Genomic DNA, 19,659 nt, shown 5'->3' with positions numbered 1-19,659 from the left:
TGAAGAAACGACGTTATTCATGGGGTAGCCACCAGTTCGCCAGATGCCGTACATGCTGCGCCTTGAGGATGGTGAAATGGTTGCCCGGTCCACGCCAGACAGTGAGATCCGGGGCACACTGGCGCCAGCCGCTGACCATCGCCTGTTGTTCGCGCTGATTGCCCGCCGCATCCAGCACCGGGTCATCGGCCAGCACCAGACGCACCGGCCCGGTGTAGATCTGCGACGGTTGATAACGTGTACGCAACGCCGTACCGAATGCCCGCGCAGGCCCGCGCATTGCGTCCGGCGACGAACGCTGCGGCAACATCCCTGCGCGCACCATCCCGGCATGCAACAAGCGCATCTGGCCGACATCGTCTTGGGCCCGGAAGGCCGCACGATCAATGCCCAGCGACTTGCCCGCAGCCAGTTCCATGGTCTCGATCAAACGCTCCAGTACGCCTATCGCGGTGTAAGGTTTGCCCACCACCCCGTTGCCGCCCGGCGACTCGCTGTCGATCAGTGTCAGCGAAGCCACTTCGCGGCCGCGTGCCGTCAGGCGCTGGGCCATTTCAAAGGCTACCCAGCCGCCGAACGAATGACCGAGCAGATGCACCGGCCCTTCGGGGTGAGTGCTGTCGAGTGCTTGCAGATACGCCTCGGCGGCGGTTTCCACCAGGCTGTAAGGCACCGTGCGGCCATCCAGCCCGCGCGGTTGCAGCCCGTGGATCGGCCAGTGCGGGCCTAATGCCTCGGCCAGACCGATGAAGCCGGTCACACTGTCTCCTGCCCCCGGTACGCAGAACACTGGCGCGTGGTCGCGACGTCCGCCCTGAATCGTCAGCAACGGCCGGTGGGCGCTGTCAGCCTCCCGTGGCCGATCGGGCAGATCAGCCAGCGCCTGGCTGATCGCCTGACCCAGGCCCTCGATATGCGGCGGCTTCATCATGCTCATGTGATCGCCCGCAACCTTGATACTGCGCAACTGACTGACGGGCAGGACGCTGTCCCAACCCAGGTAACCGCTGTGTTTCTGCGAGTTGGGTTGCCACTCGCTGGCAGTGAACAGGTGCAGCGCCACGCTGTTGGGGTAAACCGTGTAATTAGCCTGTGCATGACCGTGAGCCACCTCTCGGTCGAGGTACTGGCAAAGACCCTCGTTCGTGTAGATGTCCAGCTCCGGCGGCAGTGCACCCTGCTCACGGCAGTGCTGCAGGAGCCCGGCGAAATCAAAGTCCTGGCGGTTTGCACGCACTCGCTCCAGGGCCTCCAGAGCCTGCGCGCATTCGCCGCGGGCTTTCCAGAACTGCTCGCAGTGTTCCAGCAGGTGCTGACGGTGGGCGGTCTTCAGGTCCCAGCGCTCGCGACCCTGATCCACCAGGCGCGGCATGTAGGTGTCGAGCATGCCGATAAACTCTACCTGCTCGTCCATGCCCTCCAGCTGGATGGCGATTTCGTAGGCCAGAAGCCCACCGAACGACCAGCCCGCCAGGCGATAAGGTCCGTGCGGCTGAACACTGCGCATCGCACCCAGCAAGCGCGTCGCCAGGCATTCCATGGTCAGCAACTGTTCCTGACCGAGCGGGATGCCGCTCAACCCGTAGACCGGAATATCGCTGTCGATGTGTACCGCCAGTGCCGCGAAGTGCACATCCTGGCCGGTGAACTCGTGGACCAGGAACAATGGACGCTGGTTGCCGGAGGTGCGCACCGGCACCAGTTGCTCATGAAGCTGCGCTGCAACCTCTTCGCTGCGGCTGCCCAGCAGGCTGGCCAGGGCGGCCACGCTGGCGTGCTGGAAAACATCGGCCAGGGACACCGCCAAGCCACTCTGCACCAGTTGGTTGACCAGTCGCACGGCCATCAGCGAGTGACCGCCGAGATCGAAGAAGCTGTCATGACGTCCCACCTGCTGTAATTCGAGTACCTCCGCCCAGGCTTTCGCCAGACGAATCTCCAACTCCCCTGCCGGGGCTTCAAAGGCGCGGTTCGCGAACTGATCCGCTGTCGGCGCTGGCAATGCCTGGACGTCCACCTTGCCATTGAGCGTCAGCGGCAAGTCTGGCAGGCAGATGAAGACGCTCGGGACCATGTATTCCGGCAAGCTGGCGCTCAGTTGCGCACGCAGGGCCTCCGGCTCGGGTGCTTCAACGTCAGCGTGCACGGTGTAATACGCCACCAGACGCGTGTCGCCCGGGCTGTCTTCGCGCGCCACCACCACGGAGTTACGCACGCCATCGCACCCATGCAGGCTGCTTTCGACTTCCCCAAGCTCGACGCGGAAGCCGCGGACCTTCACCTGGCCATCGTTACGCGCCAGGTATTCGAGGTTGCCGTCCGGCAACCAGCGCGCCAGGTCGCCAGTGCGATAGAGCCGCGCGCCTGCCTGCTGACTGAACGGGTCGTCGCTGAAGCGTTCGGCGCTCAGTTCCGGGCGATTCAGGTAGCCAAGCGCGACCCCGACACCGCCGATGTAGATCTCGCCGACGCTGCCCATCGGCACCGGCTCGCCGCAAACGTCGAGCAGATAGATGCGCACGTTGGCGTTGGGTTTGCCGATCGGCAGGCTCAGGGTGCCTGGCTGCACATCAAACACTTCGTAACGAGTGGCGCACGTAGTGGCCTCGGTTGGGCCATAGCCGTTGAACAGGCGCACTTGGGACGAGTGCTCACGCACCCGGCGGAACGACGCCGGATCCGCCCGTTCGCCACCGCACTCCAGCATGCGCAAGCCGGCCAGGGCTTCGGGAATCAACCCGGCATACAGGTTGAACAAGGCGGTCGAGCTGAACATCACCGTGACTGCGTGGCGTTTGAGCAGGGCGGCAAAGGCAGCCGGCTCAAGCAACACGGAAGGCTCGACGATTATCGACTGGCCGCCATTGAGCAACGCACCCCAGATCTCCGGGCTGCTGGCGTCGAACGCCGGGTTGCAAGAAAACGCCACGCGGTCATCGGCACGGAAGTCGTAGTTATCCCGCACCAGTCGCACGATGCCGTTGTGGGTCACGATCACGCCTTTGGGTATGCCGGTGGAGCCGGAGGTGTAGATGATGCACGCCGGGGTCTCGCCTGCGACTTCAGCTGCAAGCGCGACTGGCCCTTGGCCGGCCACTGATAGATCCAGGGTGTCCAGATCGAGTCGCGGCGTCGTTTCAGGTGCTGTCAGCTCGCTGCGGGTCAGCAACATGAGTGCTTCGCTGTCCTCGAGCATGAAGCGCACACGTTCTTCGGGGGCCAGGCGATCCAGCGCCAGGTACGCCGCGCCGCACTTGAGCGTGGCCAGCATACTGGTCAGCAGCTCCACCGAACGATCCAGCAGGATCGCCACTCGGGCTCCCGCTTTCACGCCGTGCTGGCGCAAGTGCTGAGCCAGGGCGTTGGCGCGGCTGTCGAGTTCGGCGTAGGTCAGCGTCTGCTCGCCCTGGCGGGCCGCAATCGCTTGAGGTCGAGACGCTGCATGCGCCTCGAAAAGGCGATGCATCAACGGACCCTGAGGGTAAGCGCGGTCGGTTGCATTGAGACCGCTCAACAGGTGCTCGCGCTCGACCGCATCCACCAATGGCACGTGTTCCAGTATGCGGTGCTCATTGGCGACCATGGCTTCCAGCAGTCGCTGGAAATAGCCCAGGTAACGGTCCATGGTGCTTTCGTCGAACAGCGCCGTGGCGTATTCCAGCGTGCCGATCAATTGATCGCCAACCTCGGTCATGTCCAGCACCAGATCGAACTTGGCCGTGTGGTCGTTTACCGCCACGCCTTGCAGGTTCATGGCGCCGAGCGACAGGTCGGACGTTTCGTTGTTCTGCCAGGACAACATCGCCTGGAAGATCGGGCTGTGGGACATGCTGCGTTGCGGACGAACCACCTCGACCACCTGTTCGAACGGCAGGTCCTGATGGCTCTGCGCTGCCAGCGTCTGACGCTTGACCTGCTGCATCAACGCTTCGACGCTCGGTGCGCCGGACAGATCGACGCGTATCGCCAGGGTGTTGACGAAGAACCCGATCAGGTCCTCCACTTCGGCCCGCAGGCGGTTGGCCACCGGTGTACCGATCACCACATCATCCTGACCGGCCAGACGCCCCAGCAGCGAGGCCCATGCGACCATCACGGTCATGAACAGCGTGCTGCCATGCCGCTGGCTCAGGGCCTTGAGGCCGCTGGTCAGCTCGGCATCGAGCACCAGGCCGCGAATATTGCCGCTGTAGTCCTGTTGTGCCGGGCGCGGCCGGTCGGTCGGCAAGGTCAGCAAGGCTGGTGCACCGCCCAGGGTCTGCTGCCAGTATTGACGCTGTTGCTGCAGCACGTCGCCGCTCAGCCAGTTGCGCTGCCACACGGCATAGTCGGCGTATTGCACCGGCAAGGTGGGCAACGGATCCTCGGCACCGGCACTGAACGCGGCATAGAGCGCACTCAGCTCACGAGTCAATACATCCGCGGACCAGCCGTCGGAGACGATATGGTGCATGGTCACCAGCAACACGTGATCGTCCTCGGCCATGCGCACCAGACGTCCGCGTACCAGCGGACCGTTGAGCAGATCGAAGCCTTCGTTGGCTTCTTCAGCGGTGATGGCGAGCAGCTGCTCTTCAGCATCCGCCTGCCCGGTCAGCACCTGCAGTTGCAGGCTGAAACCGATATCGGCCGAGGCTATGTGTTGTGCAACGTCCTCGCCATGCACTTGCACGAAGGTCGTACGCAGCACTTCGTGGCGGGCGACGATACGGTCCAGCGCGCGTTTCAGCGCAGGGTTATCCAGAGTGCCACGTAGACGCAGCCCTGCCGGAATATGGTAAGCCGCGCTGCCGCCCTCCAGCTGTGCGAGGAACCACAGGCGCTGCTGGGCAAACGACAGCGGCAAGGTCTGGTCGCGGGACACCGGCACGATAGGCGGCTGGCTGCTGCCTTTGGCGTCGGCGAGAATGCGTGCCATGGCGGCCAGTTCCGGCTGGGCGAAGATATCCGCCAGGCCCAGCTCGACACCCAGGTGCTGGCGCACTTGGGAAATCAGACGCATCGCCAGCAGCGAGTGCCCGCCGAGCTCGAAGAACTGGTCATGACGGCCCACCTGTTCAAGGTTGAGCAGGTTCTGCCAGATCTGCGCCAGCGCCATCTCGGTGTCGCCTTGCGGTTCCACATGTTCACGGCTGGCAAAGGCCTCGGCTTGCGGAGCCGGCAGCGCCTTGCGATCGAGCTTGCGGTTCGGCGTCAATGGCAAGGCGTCGAGGATCACGAACGCACTCGGCAGCATGTACTCGGCCAGTTGAGGCGCCAGCTCAGCGCGCAGGCTGGCGGCATCCAGGCTCGCTTGTGGCTGACCGACCACATAAGCCACCAGGCGTTTGTCTCCCGGAGTGTCTTCCCGGGCGATCACCACCGCTTCCTTGACCCCGGTGCAATTGCCGAGACGGGCTTCGATTTCACCCAGCTCGATACGGAAACCGCGCACCTTGACCTGGAAGTCGTTACGACCCAGGTACTCGATCCGGCCGTCGGCCATGTAGCGTGCCAAATCGCCGGTTTTGTACATCCTGGCCTCAGGGCTGTTGCTGAACGGGTCCGCGAGGAAGCGTTCGGCGTTGACCTCTTCAAGATTCAGGTAACCCCGTGCCACGCCGTCGCCACCAATGAAGATCTCACCGGCCACGCCATACGGCACCGGTTGTTGATGGGCATCAAGCAGGTAGATACGCGTGTTGGCCATCGGCTTGCCAATGGTCGCGTTACCGCTGCCTTCGCTGCCAGCGGCAGCGTCGTGGCTGACGTAGGCGGCGGTGCAGGACACCGTCGCCTCGGTCGGGCCATAGGTGTTGATCAGACGGGTGTGCGCCGGGCGCACCTCGTCCCAGAGCTTGAGCTTCTGTGCCGACAATGCGTCGCCGGTGACGTTGATCAAACGGACCTCGGCCAGGCGTTGCGCTGCAGCCTGCGGCTGGTTGTGCCATTCGGCCACCAGCGTGTGCCAGTGCGCAGCAGTCAAGTGCAGAACGGTCGGGTAAATACCGTGATTTTCAGTCCCCTCACTGCCGAAGATCTCGCGACTTGGCGCCAGGGTGGCGCCGGCCAGCAGCGCCGGGAAGATTTCCTCCACCGACAGGTCGAAGTTCAAGGTGTTCTGTTGCAGCACGGTGTCGCTCTGGGACAGGGCAAACAGACGTGCGGCATCGACGCTGTAGTTGACCAGACCGCGATGTTCGATCATCACCCCCTTCGGATTGCCAGTCGAGCCCGAGGTATAGATCACATACGCCAGGTTGCGCACGCCGAGGGCTTCCACCACCGGGTTATCGTCACGCTCGGTAAAGGTGTTGCGCTGATCATCGTCGAGCAGCACCAGCGGCAAGGTCAGGGTTGGCAAGCGCTTCTGCAGATCACGCTGGGTCAGCAACGCCGCTGGCTGGCTGTCGGTGATCATGTATGCCAGGCGCTCGGCCGGATAGGCGGGGTCAAGTGGTACATAAGCCGCCCCTGCCTTGAGCACACCGAGCAGGCCGATCATCATTTCCACGCCACGCTCGACACAGATCGCCACCCGATCGTCAGGGCCAATGCCCAGGCCGATCAGGTGATGAGCCAGACGGTTGGCCTGACGGTTCAGTTCGGCATAACTCAAGCGCTGCGCCTGGAAGGCCACGGCGATGGCGTCGGGCTGTGCCTGAACCTTTGCTTCGAACAGCTGATGAATCGTGCAGTCGTGCGGGTAAGGCACGTCGGTAGCATTGAGGTCGACCAGTAGATGCTGGCGTTCCACCGCATCGAGCAACGGCACCTGTTCCAGCAACTGGCGGTCGTCGGCGACCATGGCTTCCAGCAAGCGCTGGAAGTAGCCCATGTAGCGCTGCAGGGTGCTTTCGTCGAACAGTGCCGTGGCGTATTCCAGGGTGCCGATCAATTGATCGCCGACCTCGGTCATGTCCAGCGTCAGGTCGAACTTGGCGGTATGGCCAGCCACTGCGACGCCCTGCAGGCTCATGTCGCCAAGCGCCAGATCGGACGTTTCGTTGTTCTGCCACGACAACATGGCCTGGAAAATCGGGCTGTGGGACAGGCTGCGCTGCGGGCGCACCACCTCAACCACCTGTTCGAACGGCAGGTCCTGATTCGCCTGGGCGGCCAGGGTCTGCTGTTTGACCTGCTGCAACAGACTTTGCACGCTCGGTGTCCCCGACAGGTCGACGCGCACGGCCAGGGTGTTGACGAAGAACCCGATCAGGTCCTCCACCTCGGCGCGCATGCGGTTGGCCACCGGCGTACCGATCACCACGTCGTCCTGACCCGCCAAGCGTCCGAGCAGCGCAGCCCATGCGGCCATGACCGTCATGAACAGGCTGCTGCCATGCCGCTGGCTCAGCGCCTTGAGGCCACGGGTCAGGTCGGCGTCGAGTACCAGCCCGAGCAACTGACCGCTGTAGTCCTGTTGTGCCGGGCGTGGCCGGTCGGTCGGCAAGGTCAGCAAGGCCGGCGCGCCGGCCAGAGTCTGCTGCCAGTACTGGCGCTGTTGCTGCAGCACGTCGCCGCTCAGCCAGTTGCGCTGCCACAGCGCATAATCGGCGTATTGCACCGGCAACGCAGGCAACGGATCCTCGGCGCCTTCGCTGAACGCTGCATAGAGCATGCCCAGTTCACGGGTCAACACGCCAGCGGACCAGCCGTCAGAGACGATGTGGTGCATGGTCACCAGCAACACATGGTCGTCATCGGCCATGCGCACCAGGCGTCCGCGCACCAGCGGCCCGTTCACCAGATCGAAGCCCTCTTCGGCCTCTTCGGCGGCGATGGCGAGCAGTTGTTGTTCCGCATCCGCCTGCCCGTTCAGCACCTGCAGTTGCAGGCTGAAGCCGATATCGGCCGGGGCGATGCACTGCAGCGGATCCTGGTCCTGCTCCTGGACAAAGGTCGTACGCAATGCCTCGTGGCGCGCAACGATACGGTCCAGCGCCCGCTTCAGGGCCACTTGATCGAGGCTGCCGCGCAGACGCAGACCGGCTGGAATGTGATAAGCCGCACTGCCGCCGTCCAGCTGCGCGAGGAACCACAGGCGTTGCTGGGCAAACGACAGCGGCAAGGACTGATCGCGGGACACCGGCACGATGGGCTGCTGGCTGCTGCCGGCAGCGTGCGCCACTACCTGAGCCAGCGCCGCCAGTTCCGGTTGGGCGAAGATGTCCGCCAGACTCAGCTCGACGCCCATGCGCTGACGCACCTGGGAAATCAGGCGCATTGCCAGCAGCGAGTGCCCGCCCAGTTCGAAGAAGTGGTCATGACGCCCTACTGCTTCCAGGTTGAGCAGGTTCTGCCAGATCTGCGCCAGGGCTTTTTCGCTGGTGCCTTGCGGGGCGACATGTTCACGACTGGCAAAGGCATCGTCCGCCGGGGCCGGCAGGGCCTTGCGATCGAGCTTGCGATTCGGCGTCAGCGGCAGTGCATCAAGCAGCACGAACGCACTTGGCAGCATGTACTCGGCCAGTTGCGGCGCCAGTTCGGCGCGCAGTCTGGCGGCGTCCAGGTTTGTTTGTGGCTGGGCGATCACGTAGGCCACGAGGCGTTTTTCGCCGGGATTGTCTTCCCGGGCGATCACCACCGCTTCCTTGACCCCGGTGCAATTGCCCAGACGGGCTTCGATTTCGCCCAGTTCGATACGGAAACCACGCACTTTGACCTGGAAGTCGTTACGCCCCAGGTACTCGATACGACCGTCGGCCATGTAGCGTGCCAGGTCACCGGTTTTGTACATTCTGGCATCAAGGCTTTCGCTGAACGGATCAGCGAGGAAGCGCTCGGCGTTGACTTTTTCAAGGTTCAGGTAACCTCGTGCCACGCCGTCGCCACCGATGAAAATCTCACCGGCCACGCCGTATGGCACTGGCTGCTGGTGTTCGTCGAGCAGGTAGATGCGGGTGTTGGCCATCGGCTTGCCGATGGTCGCGTTACCACTGCCTTCGCTGCCGGCCGCAGCGTCATGGCTGACGTAGGCCGCAGTGCAGGACACCGTCGCTTCGGTCGGCCCGTAAGTGTTGATCAGGCGCGTGTGTGCCGGGCGCACCTCATCCCAGAGCTTGAGTTTCTGTGCCGACAATGCGTCACCGGTGACGTTGATCAGGCGCACCTCGGCCAGGCGTTGTTCAGCAGCCTGCGGCTGGTTGTGCCATTCGGCCACCAGCGTGTGCCAGTGCGCAGCGGTCAAGTGCAGAACGGTCGGGTAAATGCCGTGATTTTCAGTGCCTTCACTGCCGAATATCTCGCGGCTTGGCGCCAGGGTGGCTCCGGCCAGCAGCGCCGGGAAGATCTCCTCCACCGACAGGTCGAAGTTCAGGGTGTTTTGTTGCAGCACCGTGTCGCTCTGGGACAGGCCGAACAGGCGTGCAGCATCGACGCTGTAGTTGACCAGGCCGCGGTGTTCGATCATCACGCCCTTCGGGTTGCCGGTGGAACCGGAGGTGTAGATCACATACGCCAGGTTGCGCACGCCGAGGGTCGGTACGACCGGGTTGTCATCACACTCGGTGAAGCCTTGGCAATGCTCGTCGTCGAGCAATACCAGCGGCATGGACAGTGCGGGCAAGCGCTCCTGCAAGCCGCGCTGGGTGAGCAACGCCGCTGGCTGACTGTCGTTGATCATGTAGGCCAGACGCTCGGCCGGGTAAGCCGGGTCCAGCGGCACATAGGCAGCACCGGCTTTGAGCACGCCGAGCAGGCCGACTATCATTTTCACCCCACGTTCGACGCAGATCGCCACCCGATCATCAGGGCCGATGCCGAGGCTGATCAGGTGATGAGCCAGACGGTTGGCCTGACGGTTCAAGTCGGCATAGCTCAAGCGCTGCGCCTGGAAAGCCACGGCGATGGCCTCGGGCTGTGCCCGGACCTTTTCTTCGAACAGCTGATGAATCGTGGCGTCTTGCGGGTAAGGCACGTTGGTAGCGTTAAGGTCGATCAGCAGATGCTTGCGCTCCACCGCATCAAGCAGTGGCACATGTTCCAGCGCCTGGCGGTCATCGGCGACCATGGCGTGCAGCAAGCGCTTCAGGTAGCCCAGATAACGGGCGATGGTGCTTTCATCGAACAACGCGGTGGCGTATTCCAGCGAACCAAGCAACTGACCCTGCGCTTCGCCGATGTCCAGCGAGAGATCGAACTTGGACAGTGTATGGCCTGCGCTCAGGCTTTCCAGTTGCAGATCGCCGAGGACCAAATCCCCGCCGCTCATGTCCTGCCAGCTGAGCATGGCCTGGAACACCGGGCTGTGCGACAGGCTGCGCACCGGCTTGATCACTTCCACCACTTGTTCGAACGGCAGGTCCTGATGGTCCTGGGCGCCTAAGGTGTTGGTCTTGACCTGCGCCAGCAGAGTCTCTGCCGTGGGCTTGTCGCTGAGGTCGACGCGGATCGCCAGGGTATTGACGAACAGGCCCACCAGCCCTTCGGCTTCACTGCGTGTGCGGTTGGCCACTGGCGTGCCGATGACCACGTCGTCCTGACCGGACAGACGCCCCAGCAGCGCAGCCCAGGCGGCCATGATGGTCATGAACAGGGTGCTGCCGTGACGTTGGCTCAAGGCCTTGAGGCCGCGAGTCAGATCCTCGTCGAAAACGATGGGCAGCACCGCGCCGGCGTAGTCCTGCTGCGCCGGACGTACCCGGTCGGTGGGCAACATCAGCAGCGCCGGAGCGTCTGCCAGGGTTTGCTGCCAGTAGTCGCTTTGTTGCTGCAGCAGATCGCCGCTCAGCCAGCGACGCTGCCACACTGCGTAGTCCAGGTATTGCAGCGGCAGTGGCGCCAGCGGGTCGTCCTGGCCCTGGCTGAATGCCGCATAGAGCGCGGCCAGTTCACGGGTCAGCACGCCAATCGACCAGCCGTCGGAAACGATGTGGTGCATGGTCAGCAACAGGACGTGATGGTCCTCGGCCATACGGATCAGGCGGCCACGGATCAACGGGCCCTGTTCCAGATCGAAGCCTTGCAGCGACTCTTCGCTGGCCAGTGCCTGAAGCTTCTCCTTGGCATCCACCAGCCCTTGCAGATCATGCAGTTGCAGGTTGAAGCCGGCATCCGCCGGGCTGATCCGTTGCAATGGCTGTTCGTCATCGCCCTGAATGAAGGTGGTGCGCAAGCCCTCATGGCGCGCCACGATGCGCTCCAGCGCCCGTTGCATCGCCGCGCGATCCAGCTCGCCACGCAGGCCCAGACCGACAGGCATGTGGTAGGCCGCGCTGGCGCCTTCCATCTTGGCGAGGAACCACAGACGTTGCTGGCCGAACGACAATGGCCAGGCCTGATCGCGTGCCACCGGCACGATATCCGGCAGGATGCTGCGTCCTGCCTGGGCGATGGCCAGCGCCAGTGCACTCAGTTCGGGGTGGGCAAACAACGCGGCCAGGCTCAGTTCGACGCCCAACTGCTGGCGAATCTGCGAAATCAGGCGCATCGCCAGCAATGAATGGCCGCCCAGCTCGAAGAACTGGTCGTGACGGCTGACGCGTTCAAGCTGGAGCAAGTCGCTCCAGATTTGCGCCAGCAGGGTTTCGGTTTCGCCCTGTGGGGCTTCGTAATCACGACGGATCAGTGCATCGGCGTCCGGTGCCGGCAAGGCTTTGCGGTCCAGCTTGCCATTCGGGGTCAGTGGCAGTGCATCGAGCAGTACATAGGCCACCGGGATCATGTAGGCCGGCAATTGCTCCTGCAGCCAGCCGCGCAGGCTGTCGATGTCTACCGAAGCATGGCCTGCGCTCAGGGTGTAATAGGCCACCAGACGCTTGTCGCCCGGTACATCTTCGCGTGCAGCCACCACGGCTTCATGAATGGCCGGGTGTTTGGCCAGGCGTGCATCGATCTCGCCCAGTTCGATACGGAAGCCACGGATCTTCACCTGATCGTCGTTACGACCGAGGTATTCGATATTGCCGTCTGGCAGGTAGCGGCCAAGATCGCCGGTGCGGTACATGCGTGCCGCTGGCTGCGGGCTGAACGGATCTTTGACAAAGCGCTCGGCAGTGAGGTCGTCGCGGTTCAGATAACCCCGTGCCACACCGGCACCACCGATGTAGATTTCACCGGCAACACCCAGTGGCACGGGCTGTTGCTGTTCGTCCAGCAAGTAAAACTGTGTATTGCCCACTGGTTTGCCGATGTGCGCAGCGAAGCCGTGTTCGCGGTCCATCGCCACCCAGCTTGAGTACGTAGTGGTTTCCGAAGGGCCGTAGAGGTTGCACAGGCGCTGCACACCGGTTTTTTCGAACAGATTTTCCACCAGGCTGCGCTTGAGCGCTTCACCGGCCACGTTCACGGTGTGCACCGATTCCGGCAGGCCGTTGACTTCCAGCAGCGCTTTCAGCGCCGACGGTACGGTGTTGATCAGGCCGATATCGTGCTCGCCGTGTTGCAGTTCCAGCACGTTCTTGACGACCTCGATGCTGCCACCCGAGGTCAGCGGCGCGAAGCACTCGTAGACCGCAAGGTCAAAGTTCAGCGAAGTGGAGAACAGCGTTTTTTCCAGTGCAGAGCCGTCGAAAGCGGTGTGCGCCCAGGTCAGGAAATTCACGGTGTTGCGGTGTTCGATCATCACGCCTTTCGGCAGACCGGTCGAACCGGAGGTGTAGATCAGGTACGCCAGATGCGCAGAAGTCAGACCAGGCACTTGCGGATTCTGGACGGATTGGTCCTGCCAATCGCTAAGATCAAGATTGATGACAGGTGCCGAAACGTCGGCCAACAGGCCCTGAGTCGCGGTTTGAGCCAGTACTGCGGCAGGCGCACTGTCCTGCAACATGTAGGCAATACGTTCCGCTGGATAAGCCGGGTCGAGCGGCACGTAACCGCCGCCCGCCTTGAGGACCGCCAGCAAACCGACGACCATCGCGGCGCCACGTTCAACACAGATTCCGACGCGAGAATCCGGCTGCACGCCCTGCTTAATCAACGCATGGGCCAGGCGGTTGGACTGCTCGTTAAGCTCGCGATACGTCAGGCGCTGCTCGCCGTGGACTACTGCCAGCGCCTGAGGCGTGCGCTCGACCTGGGCTTCGAACATCCCATGGATGGTCTGCTGCTGCGAGTAATCCAGCGCGGTAGCGTTCAGGCCATACACCAGATGCTCACGCTCCGCCGCCGACAGAACCGACAAGCCTGCCAGCGGCACTTCGCCGGACTGTTCCAGTGCGCTGACCACATTCTCCAGAGTGGTCTGCACATACGCGCAGATGCGTTGCGCATCGATGCAGGCACTGGCTTGAATCGTCAAACTGAAGCCCGTTCCCTCATCGTTTACTGAAAGGGTCAGCGGATAGTTGGTGCGTTCTTCGCCACGCAGGCTTTCAATGCCTTGCCAGGCGTCCAGTGTCTGCTGGTTGGCCTGACCGGCGACATGCCGGTAGTTGAGCAAGGCGCTGAACAGCGGCGTTGAAGCGGCCACGCCACTGCAACGCTGTGCCAGTACCAGCGAGGCGTGTTCATGGGCAAGCAGCCCGCTGAGCCTGGTGTGGGTAGCCTTAAGACCGCTGCGCACGCCCTGCTCGCCCAGCGTGACACGCAGCGGCAAGGTATTGATGAACATTCCCAGTGCACGGTCGGACCCGGCGCCGCCCTGCAGGCGACCGAGCAACACGGTGCCGAACACCACCTCCTCTTTGCCTGACACAGCGCCCAGAACACGTGCCCATGCCAGGTGATACAGACTGGCGGAGCTGACCCCGAACTGCCGGGCCTGCAAGCGCAGGCGGCGGCTCAGGTCCATATCGACCGGCTGGTGCACCTCCTCGATACCGCGACCGTCGCCCTGCACGTCCAGCAGGCCGAACGGCAGCGTCGGCTCATCGATGTCACCGAGCATGTCGCGGAAAAAACGCTTCGTGCTCCTCGCGGCTCACGCCGAGCATGGCTTGCGCCACGTAATTGCGGTAAGGCACGGACGGTGGCAGGGAGGCCTGCTGCCCGAGCATGTACGACTCGATTTCGCTGGTGAGCGTGCGCAGCGACGTGGCGTCGTCCACCAAATGATGGAACAGCAGCATGCCCAGCCAGCGGTCGTTTTCCGCGTCATGTGCATAGCCGATGCGTAACATCGGCGCCTGACGAATGTCCAGACGCGTGTGACGAGGGTCCAGACGCTTGAGCAGTTGTTCGGCGATGTCGCCATCGGCCGGGTTCAGTACCCACTCATCCATACCCAGAGGCGCTTCACGCCAGATCACTTGCACCGCTGCATCGAGACGCTCCCAAAGCACGGCGGTGCGCAGGATATCGTGCCGGTCTATCACGCCTTGCAGTGCCTGGGCGAAACTGTGCAGACGTTCGAGGCTGTCAAAGGCAAACAGTGCGTATTGCAGATACGGGTCACCCTCGGTCGCGGCAAGGTGGTGATACAAAATCCCTTCCTGCAGCGGCGCCAGAGCGTAAATATCCTGCACGTTGGCCAGACCGCCGGGCACACTTGCCACCACGCGGTCGATATCATCCTGGCTCAACGCTGCCAGAGGCAGCATATCCGGTGTGATGCGCTCGCAGCCGGCGGGAATAAGGTTGGCGGGTACTTCAACGGCACCCTTGCCGCCCACCGCCGCCGCCAGGGCGGACAGGGTCGGCTGACTGAACAGCACGCGCACATCGGCAACCAGATCAATCTGGCGCATGCGCTCGATCAGTTTCACGGCCAGCAGTGAGTGACCGCCCAGTTCGAAGAAGTTGTCATGCCGACCGACCTGCTCCAGTTGCAGCAGGTCTTGCCAGATCCGCGCAATGGCCATCTCGGTGTCGTTTTCAGGTGCTGCGTAGCCACGACTGGCCAGCGCCGAGCGGTCGGGCACCGGCAACGCCTTGCGGTCGAGCTTGCCGTTGGCCGTCAGTGGCAACTCATCGAGTTGCACGTAGGCTGCGGGCACCATGTGCTCCGGCAATGCACCCTGCAGATGCTCGCGCAGGCTTTCGATGTCCAGCAGGCTCTCCGGCTGCTGCGCCGTGACATAGGCCACCAGACGCTTGTCGCCGGGCACATCCTCACGACACAACACAACGGCATCGCGGACGTCAGGATATTCAGCCAGACGCGCTTCGATCTCGCCCAGTTCGATACGGAAACCACGAATCTTCACCTGCTCATCGTTGCGCCCCAGGTATTCAAGGCTACCGTCGGCCAGCCAGCGTCCCAGGTCGCCGGTACGGTACATCCGCGCATCCGCTGTGTGGCTGAACGGATTGTCGAGGAAACGTTCGGCCGTCAGTGCTTCACGGTTCAGGTAGCCCCGAGCCACACCGGCACCGCCGACATACAGTTCGCCGACCACACCCACCGGCACCGGCTCGCCGCGGGCATCGAGAACATACAGCTGCAAGTCGGGAATGCGCCTGCCGATCGGGCTGGCGCCAAGACGCTGGGCGTCTTCGGGCTGCAACGGGTAATAGGTCACATGCACCGTGGTTTCGGTGATTCCGTACATGTTCACCAGTTGTGTGCCGGCGTTCGCTTGCCGGGCGTACCACGGCTTGAGCATCGCCGTTTCCAGCGCTTCACCACCGAAAATAACCTGACGCAGCGAATGTGCCTGAGTGTTCTCAGCCTGGGCAGCAATCAGTTGACGGAACGCACTTGGCGTCTGGTTGAGCACCGTCACCCCGGCACTGCACAGCAGGTTATAGAAGTCTTCGGGCGAGCGGCTGACCAGTTGCGGGACGATCAACAGACGGCCGCCGTGCAGCAGCGCGCCCCAGATTTCCCAGACCGAGAAATCGAAGGCGAACGAATGGAACAGCGCCCAGACATCCTGCTGGTTGAAACCGAACCATTCTTCGGTGGCCGAGAATAGCCGCGCAACGTTGCGATGTTCGATCATCACGCCTTTGGGCTTGCCGGTAGACCCGGAGGTGTAGATCACATAAGCCAGGTTGCCGGGCGTTACCGGCACCTGCGGATTACAGACGGATTCGTCCTGCAAGTCGTCGTCGAGACAGATAACCGGCACTTGCGAGACTGGCAAGGTGCCCTGCACTGAGCGCTGACTCAACAACGCTACTGGCGCGCTGTCACCAAGGGTGTAGGCCAGCCGTTCAAGGGGGTATGCAGGGTCCAGTGGCACGTATCCAGCGCCGGATTTGAGAATGCCCAGCAAGCCGATGATCATCGCCGGGCCGCGTTCGACGCAGATCGCCACCCGATCATCCGGACGAACGCCGTGAGCCAGCAGGCGATGGGCAACCTGGTTGGCGCGGGCGTTGAGTTCGCCGTAGCTCAGGGTCTGCTCTTCGAACACCAGCGCCACGGCGTCTGGCTGTTGCGCGGCGCGGGCTTCGAATTGCAGATGAATCGGTGTCTCGCTCGTATAGGCAGTGCCGGGCTGCTTCCACTGTTCAAGCAACTGCTCGCGCTCGCTGTCCGGCAGTATCGCAATGGCGTGCAATGGGGTCTGCGGTGCCTGCTCCAGCGCGTTGACCAGATTGCTCAAGGTTTGCTGCATGTAGGCGCAGATACGTGCGCCGTCGATCAGCGGTACGGTCTGTACGGTCAACAGGAAGTCTTCGCCCCGGTCATCGACGTTGAGGGTCAATGGATAGTTGGTGCGTTCTTCATCGCCCAGCGCCAGGGCGTGCATGCCATTCCAGGCCGTCAGCGTCTCATCGGTCACAGCAACGCTGGTGTGGCGATAGTTGAGCAGCGCGCTGAACAACGGAGCCGGTGCGACCACGCCGCTGCAACGCTGGGCCAGCGCCAGAGACGCGTGTTCATGCCCGAGCAATGCGGTCAGCCGTCGGTGCGTGGCCTTGACCCCGTCACGCACGCCTTGGTCGCCCAGACTCACACGCAGCGGCAAGGTGTTGATAAACACGCCCAGCGCCCGTTCTGAGCCTTCACCACCTTGCATCCGGCCCAGCAGCACGGTGCCGAACACTACGTCGTCACGCCCCGAGGCCTTGCTCAACAGCTGCGCCCAGGCCAGGTGGACCAGGCTCGCGGCACTTACGCCCAGTTGACGGGCCTGAGCGCGCAAACGACGGCTGAGCTCCAGATCCACCGCCAGACAGCCTTCTTCGATGTCATGACCGTCACCTTGCACCTCTTGCAAACCAAACGGCAGCGTCGCCTCGTCAACGTCACTCAACATGTCGCGGAAGAACGCCTCATGTTCCTCCTGACTCATGCCCAGGCGAACCTGAGCGATGTAATTGCGATATGGCACCGTCAAGCCCAGTTGAGCACCCTGCCCCAGCAGGCAGGCCTGCATCTCATGGCGCACTACTTCCAGCGTGGTATGGTCCATGACCAGATGATGGAACTGCAGCCAGCCCAGCCAGCGCTGGTTTGGCTCATCCCAGGCATGTACAAGACGCATCATCGGCGCCCGACGAATGTCCAGACGCTGGTGGCGGGAGTCGAAACGCTGGTGCAACTGTGTCGCGACGTCGCCGCCTTGCGGGTCCGGGTCAAAGCTTTCACGCATCAGCAACGCCTGACGCCAGACCACTTGCATCGGTTCGTCCAGCCCCTCCCAGACCAGTGCGGTGCGCAGAATGTCATGGCGCTTGATCACGAACTGCAAGGCGCGGGCAAAGTCGTCGACATGTTCCTGGCTGTCGAAGGCGAACAGCGATTGCAGCAAATACGGATCTCCACGCTCAGCGCTGAGGTGGTGATAGAGGATGCCTTCCTGCAACGGCGACAGCGGGTAGATGTCCTGCACATTCGCCACGCCGCCCGGCACTGTGGCGACCACCTGATCGATCTGCGCCTGGGTCAGGTCGGCCAGCGGCAGCAGGTCCGGGGTGATGTGTTCGCAGTGCTCGGTAATCAGATTGGCGGGCACCACGATTTCCGTGCCGCCGCCGCCAACTGCTGCTGCCAGCGCCGCCAGCGTCGGCTGACCGAACAGCACGCGTACGTCCGAGCTCAAGCCCGACTGACGCATACGCCCGATCAGGCTGACGGCCAGCAGCGAATGACCGCCCAGCTCGAAGAAGTTGTCGTGACGACCGACCTGAGCAACGCCCAGCAGGTCTTGCCAGATAGCCGCGATCTGCGTTTCGGTTTCGCCTTGTGGGGCTTCATAACCACGGCTGATCAGTGCATCGGCTTCCGGTGCCGGCAAGGCCTTGCGGTCCAGCTTGCCGTTTGGCGTCAGTGGCAGTGCATCGAGCAGCACATAGGCCACCGGGATCATGTAGGCCGGCAATTGCTCCTGCAACCAGCCGCGCAGGCTGTCGATGTCTACCGAAGCATGACCTGCGCTCAGGGTGTAATAGGCCACCAGACGCTTGTCGCCCGGTACATCTTCGCGGGCGGTGACCACCGCTTCGTGGACCGCCGGGTGTTTGGCCAGACGCGCATCGATCTCGCCGAGCTCGATGCGGAAGCCGCGGATTTTCACCTGATCGTCGTTACGACCGAGGTATTCGATATTGCCGTCTGGCAGATAGCGACCCAGATCGCCGGTGCGGTACATGCGTGCCGCCGGGTTTTGGCTGAACGGGTCTTTGAGGAAGCGTTCGGCAGTCAGGTCGTCACGGTTCAGATAACCCCGCGCCACACCGGCACCGCCGATGTAGATTTCACCCGAGACACCCAGTGGCACTGGCTGCTGTTGCTCGTCCAGCAGGTAAAACTGCGTATTACCGACCGGCTTGCCGATGTGCGCAGCAAAGCCCTGTTCGCGGTCCATCGCCACCCAGCTTGAGTAGGTAGTGGTTTCCGAGGGCCATAGAGGTTGCACAGGCGCTGCACGCCTGTTTTTTCGAACAGGTTTTCTACCAGACTGCGCTTGAGCGCTTCACCGGCCACGTTCACGGTGTGTACCGACCTCGGCAAGCCATCAACGTCCAGCAAGGCCTTGAGCGCTGACGGCACGGTGTTGATCAGGCCGATATCGTGCTCGCCGTGTTGCAGTTCCAGCACGTTCTTGACGACCTCAATGCTGCCACCCGAGGTCAGCGGCGCGAAGCACTCGTAGACCGCAAGGTCAAAGTTCAGCGAAGTGGAGAACAGCGTTTTTTCCAGTGCAGAGCCGTCGAAAGCGGTGTGCGCCCAGGTCAGGAAATTCACGGTGTTGCGGTGTTCGATCATCACGCCTTTCGGCAGGCCGGTGGAGCCGGATGTGTAGATCAGGTACGCCAGATGCGCTGAAGTCAGCCCTGGCACCTGCGGATTCTGGACGGATTCGTCCTGCCAATTGCTCAGATCAAGATTGATCACAGGCACCGAAACGTCGGCCAACAGGCCCTGAGTCGCGGTTTGAGCCAGCACGGCCGCCGGAGCGCTGTCCTGCAACATGTAGGCAATACGTTCCGCTGGATAAGCCGGGTCGAGCGGCACGTAACCGCCGCCCGCCTTGAGGATCGCCAGCAAACCGACGACCATCGCGGCGCCACGTTCAACACAGATTCCGACGCGGGAATCCGGCTGCACGCCCTGCTTAATCAACGCATGAGCCAGGCGGTTGGCCTGCTGGTTGAGCTCGCGATACGTCAGGCGCTGCTCGCCGTGGACCACTGCCACGCCTTCCGGCGTGCGCTCGACCTGGGCTTCGAACATCCCGTGAATGGTCTGCTGCTGCGGGTAATCCAGTGCGGTGTCGTTGAACGCCACCAGCAACTGCTCGCGCTCGACAACTGGCAGGATCGACAAACCTTGCAATGACGTTTCTGGCGTCTGCTCCAGCGCCGTCAACAGGTTTTCCAGTGCCGTGTGCATGTAGCCGC

General features: G+C 62.8%; 1 protein-coding gene and 2 pseudogenes. All 3 read right to left on the bottom strand.

The annotated features are described in order from the left end of the window. Positions 1 to 13 precede the first annotated feature (13 nt). Complete coding sequence (locus KUIN1_RS28365; protein ID WP_332107644.1) at positions 14 to 13,810, bottom strand: non-ribosomal peptide synthetase; 13,797 nt, start codon at positions 13,808 to 13,810, stop codon at positions 14 to 16. Further along, positions 13,800 to 14,975, bottom strand: a pseudogene (locus tag KUIN1_RS28360) (condensation domain-containing protein); the annotation flags it as partial. The pseudogene KUIN1_RS28360 and the gene KUIN1_RS28365, both read right to left, overlap by 11 nt. 69 nt (positions 14,976 to 15,044) lie before the next feature. Further along, positions 15,045 to 19,429 (bottom strand): annotated as a pseudogene (locus tag KUIN1_RS28355) (amino acid adenylation domain-containing protein); the annotation flags it as partial. Positions 19,430 to 19,659 lie beyond the last annotated feature (230 nt).

Source organism: Pseudomonas sp. KUIN-1 (assembly GCF_009176725.1).
Taxonomy (GTDB): Bacteria; Pseudomonadota; Gammaproteobacteria; order Pseudomonadales; family Pseudomonadaceae; genus Aquipseudomonas; species Aquipseudomonas fragariae.
This window is presented reverse-complemented; position numbering and strand designations above follow the sequence as displayed.

Coding starts and splice junctions, on each gene's coding strand:
- KUIN1_RS28365 (WP_332107644.1), bottom strand. CDS start 13,810: ATGCTCGGTGACATCGATGAGCCGACGCTGCCGTTCGGCCTGCTGGAC.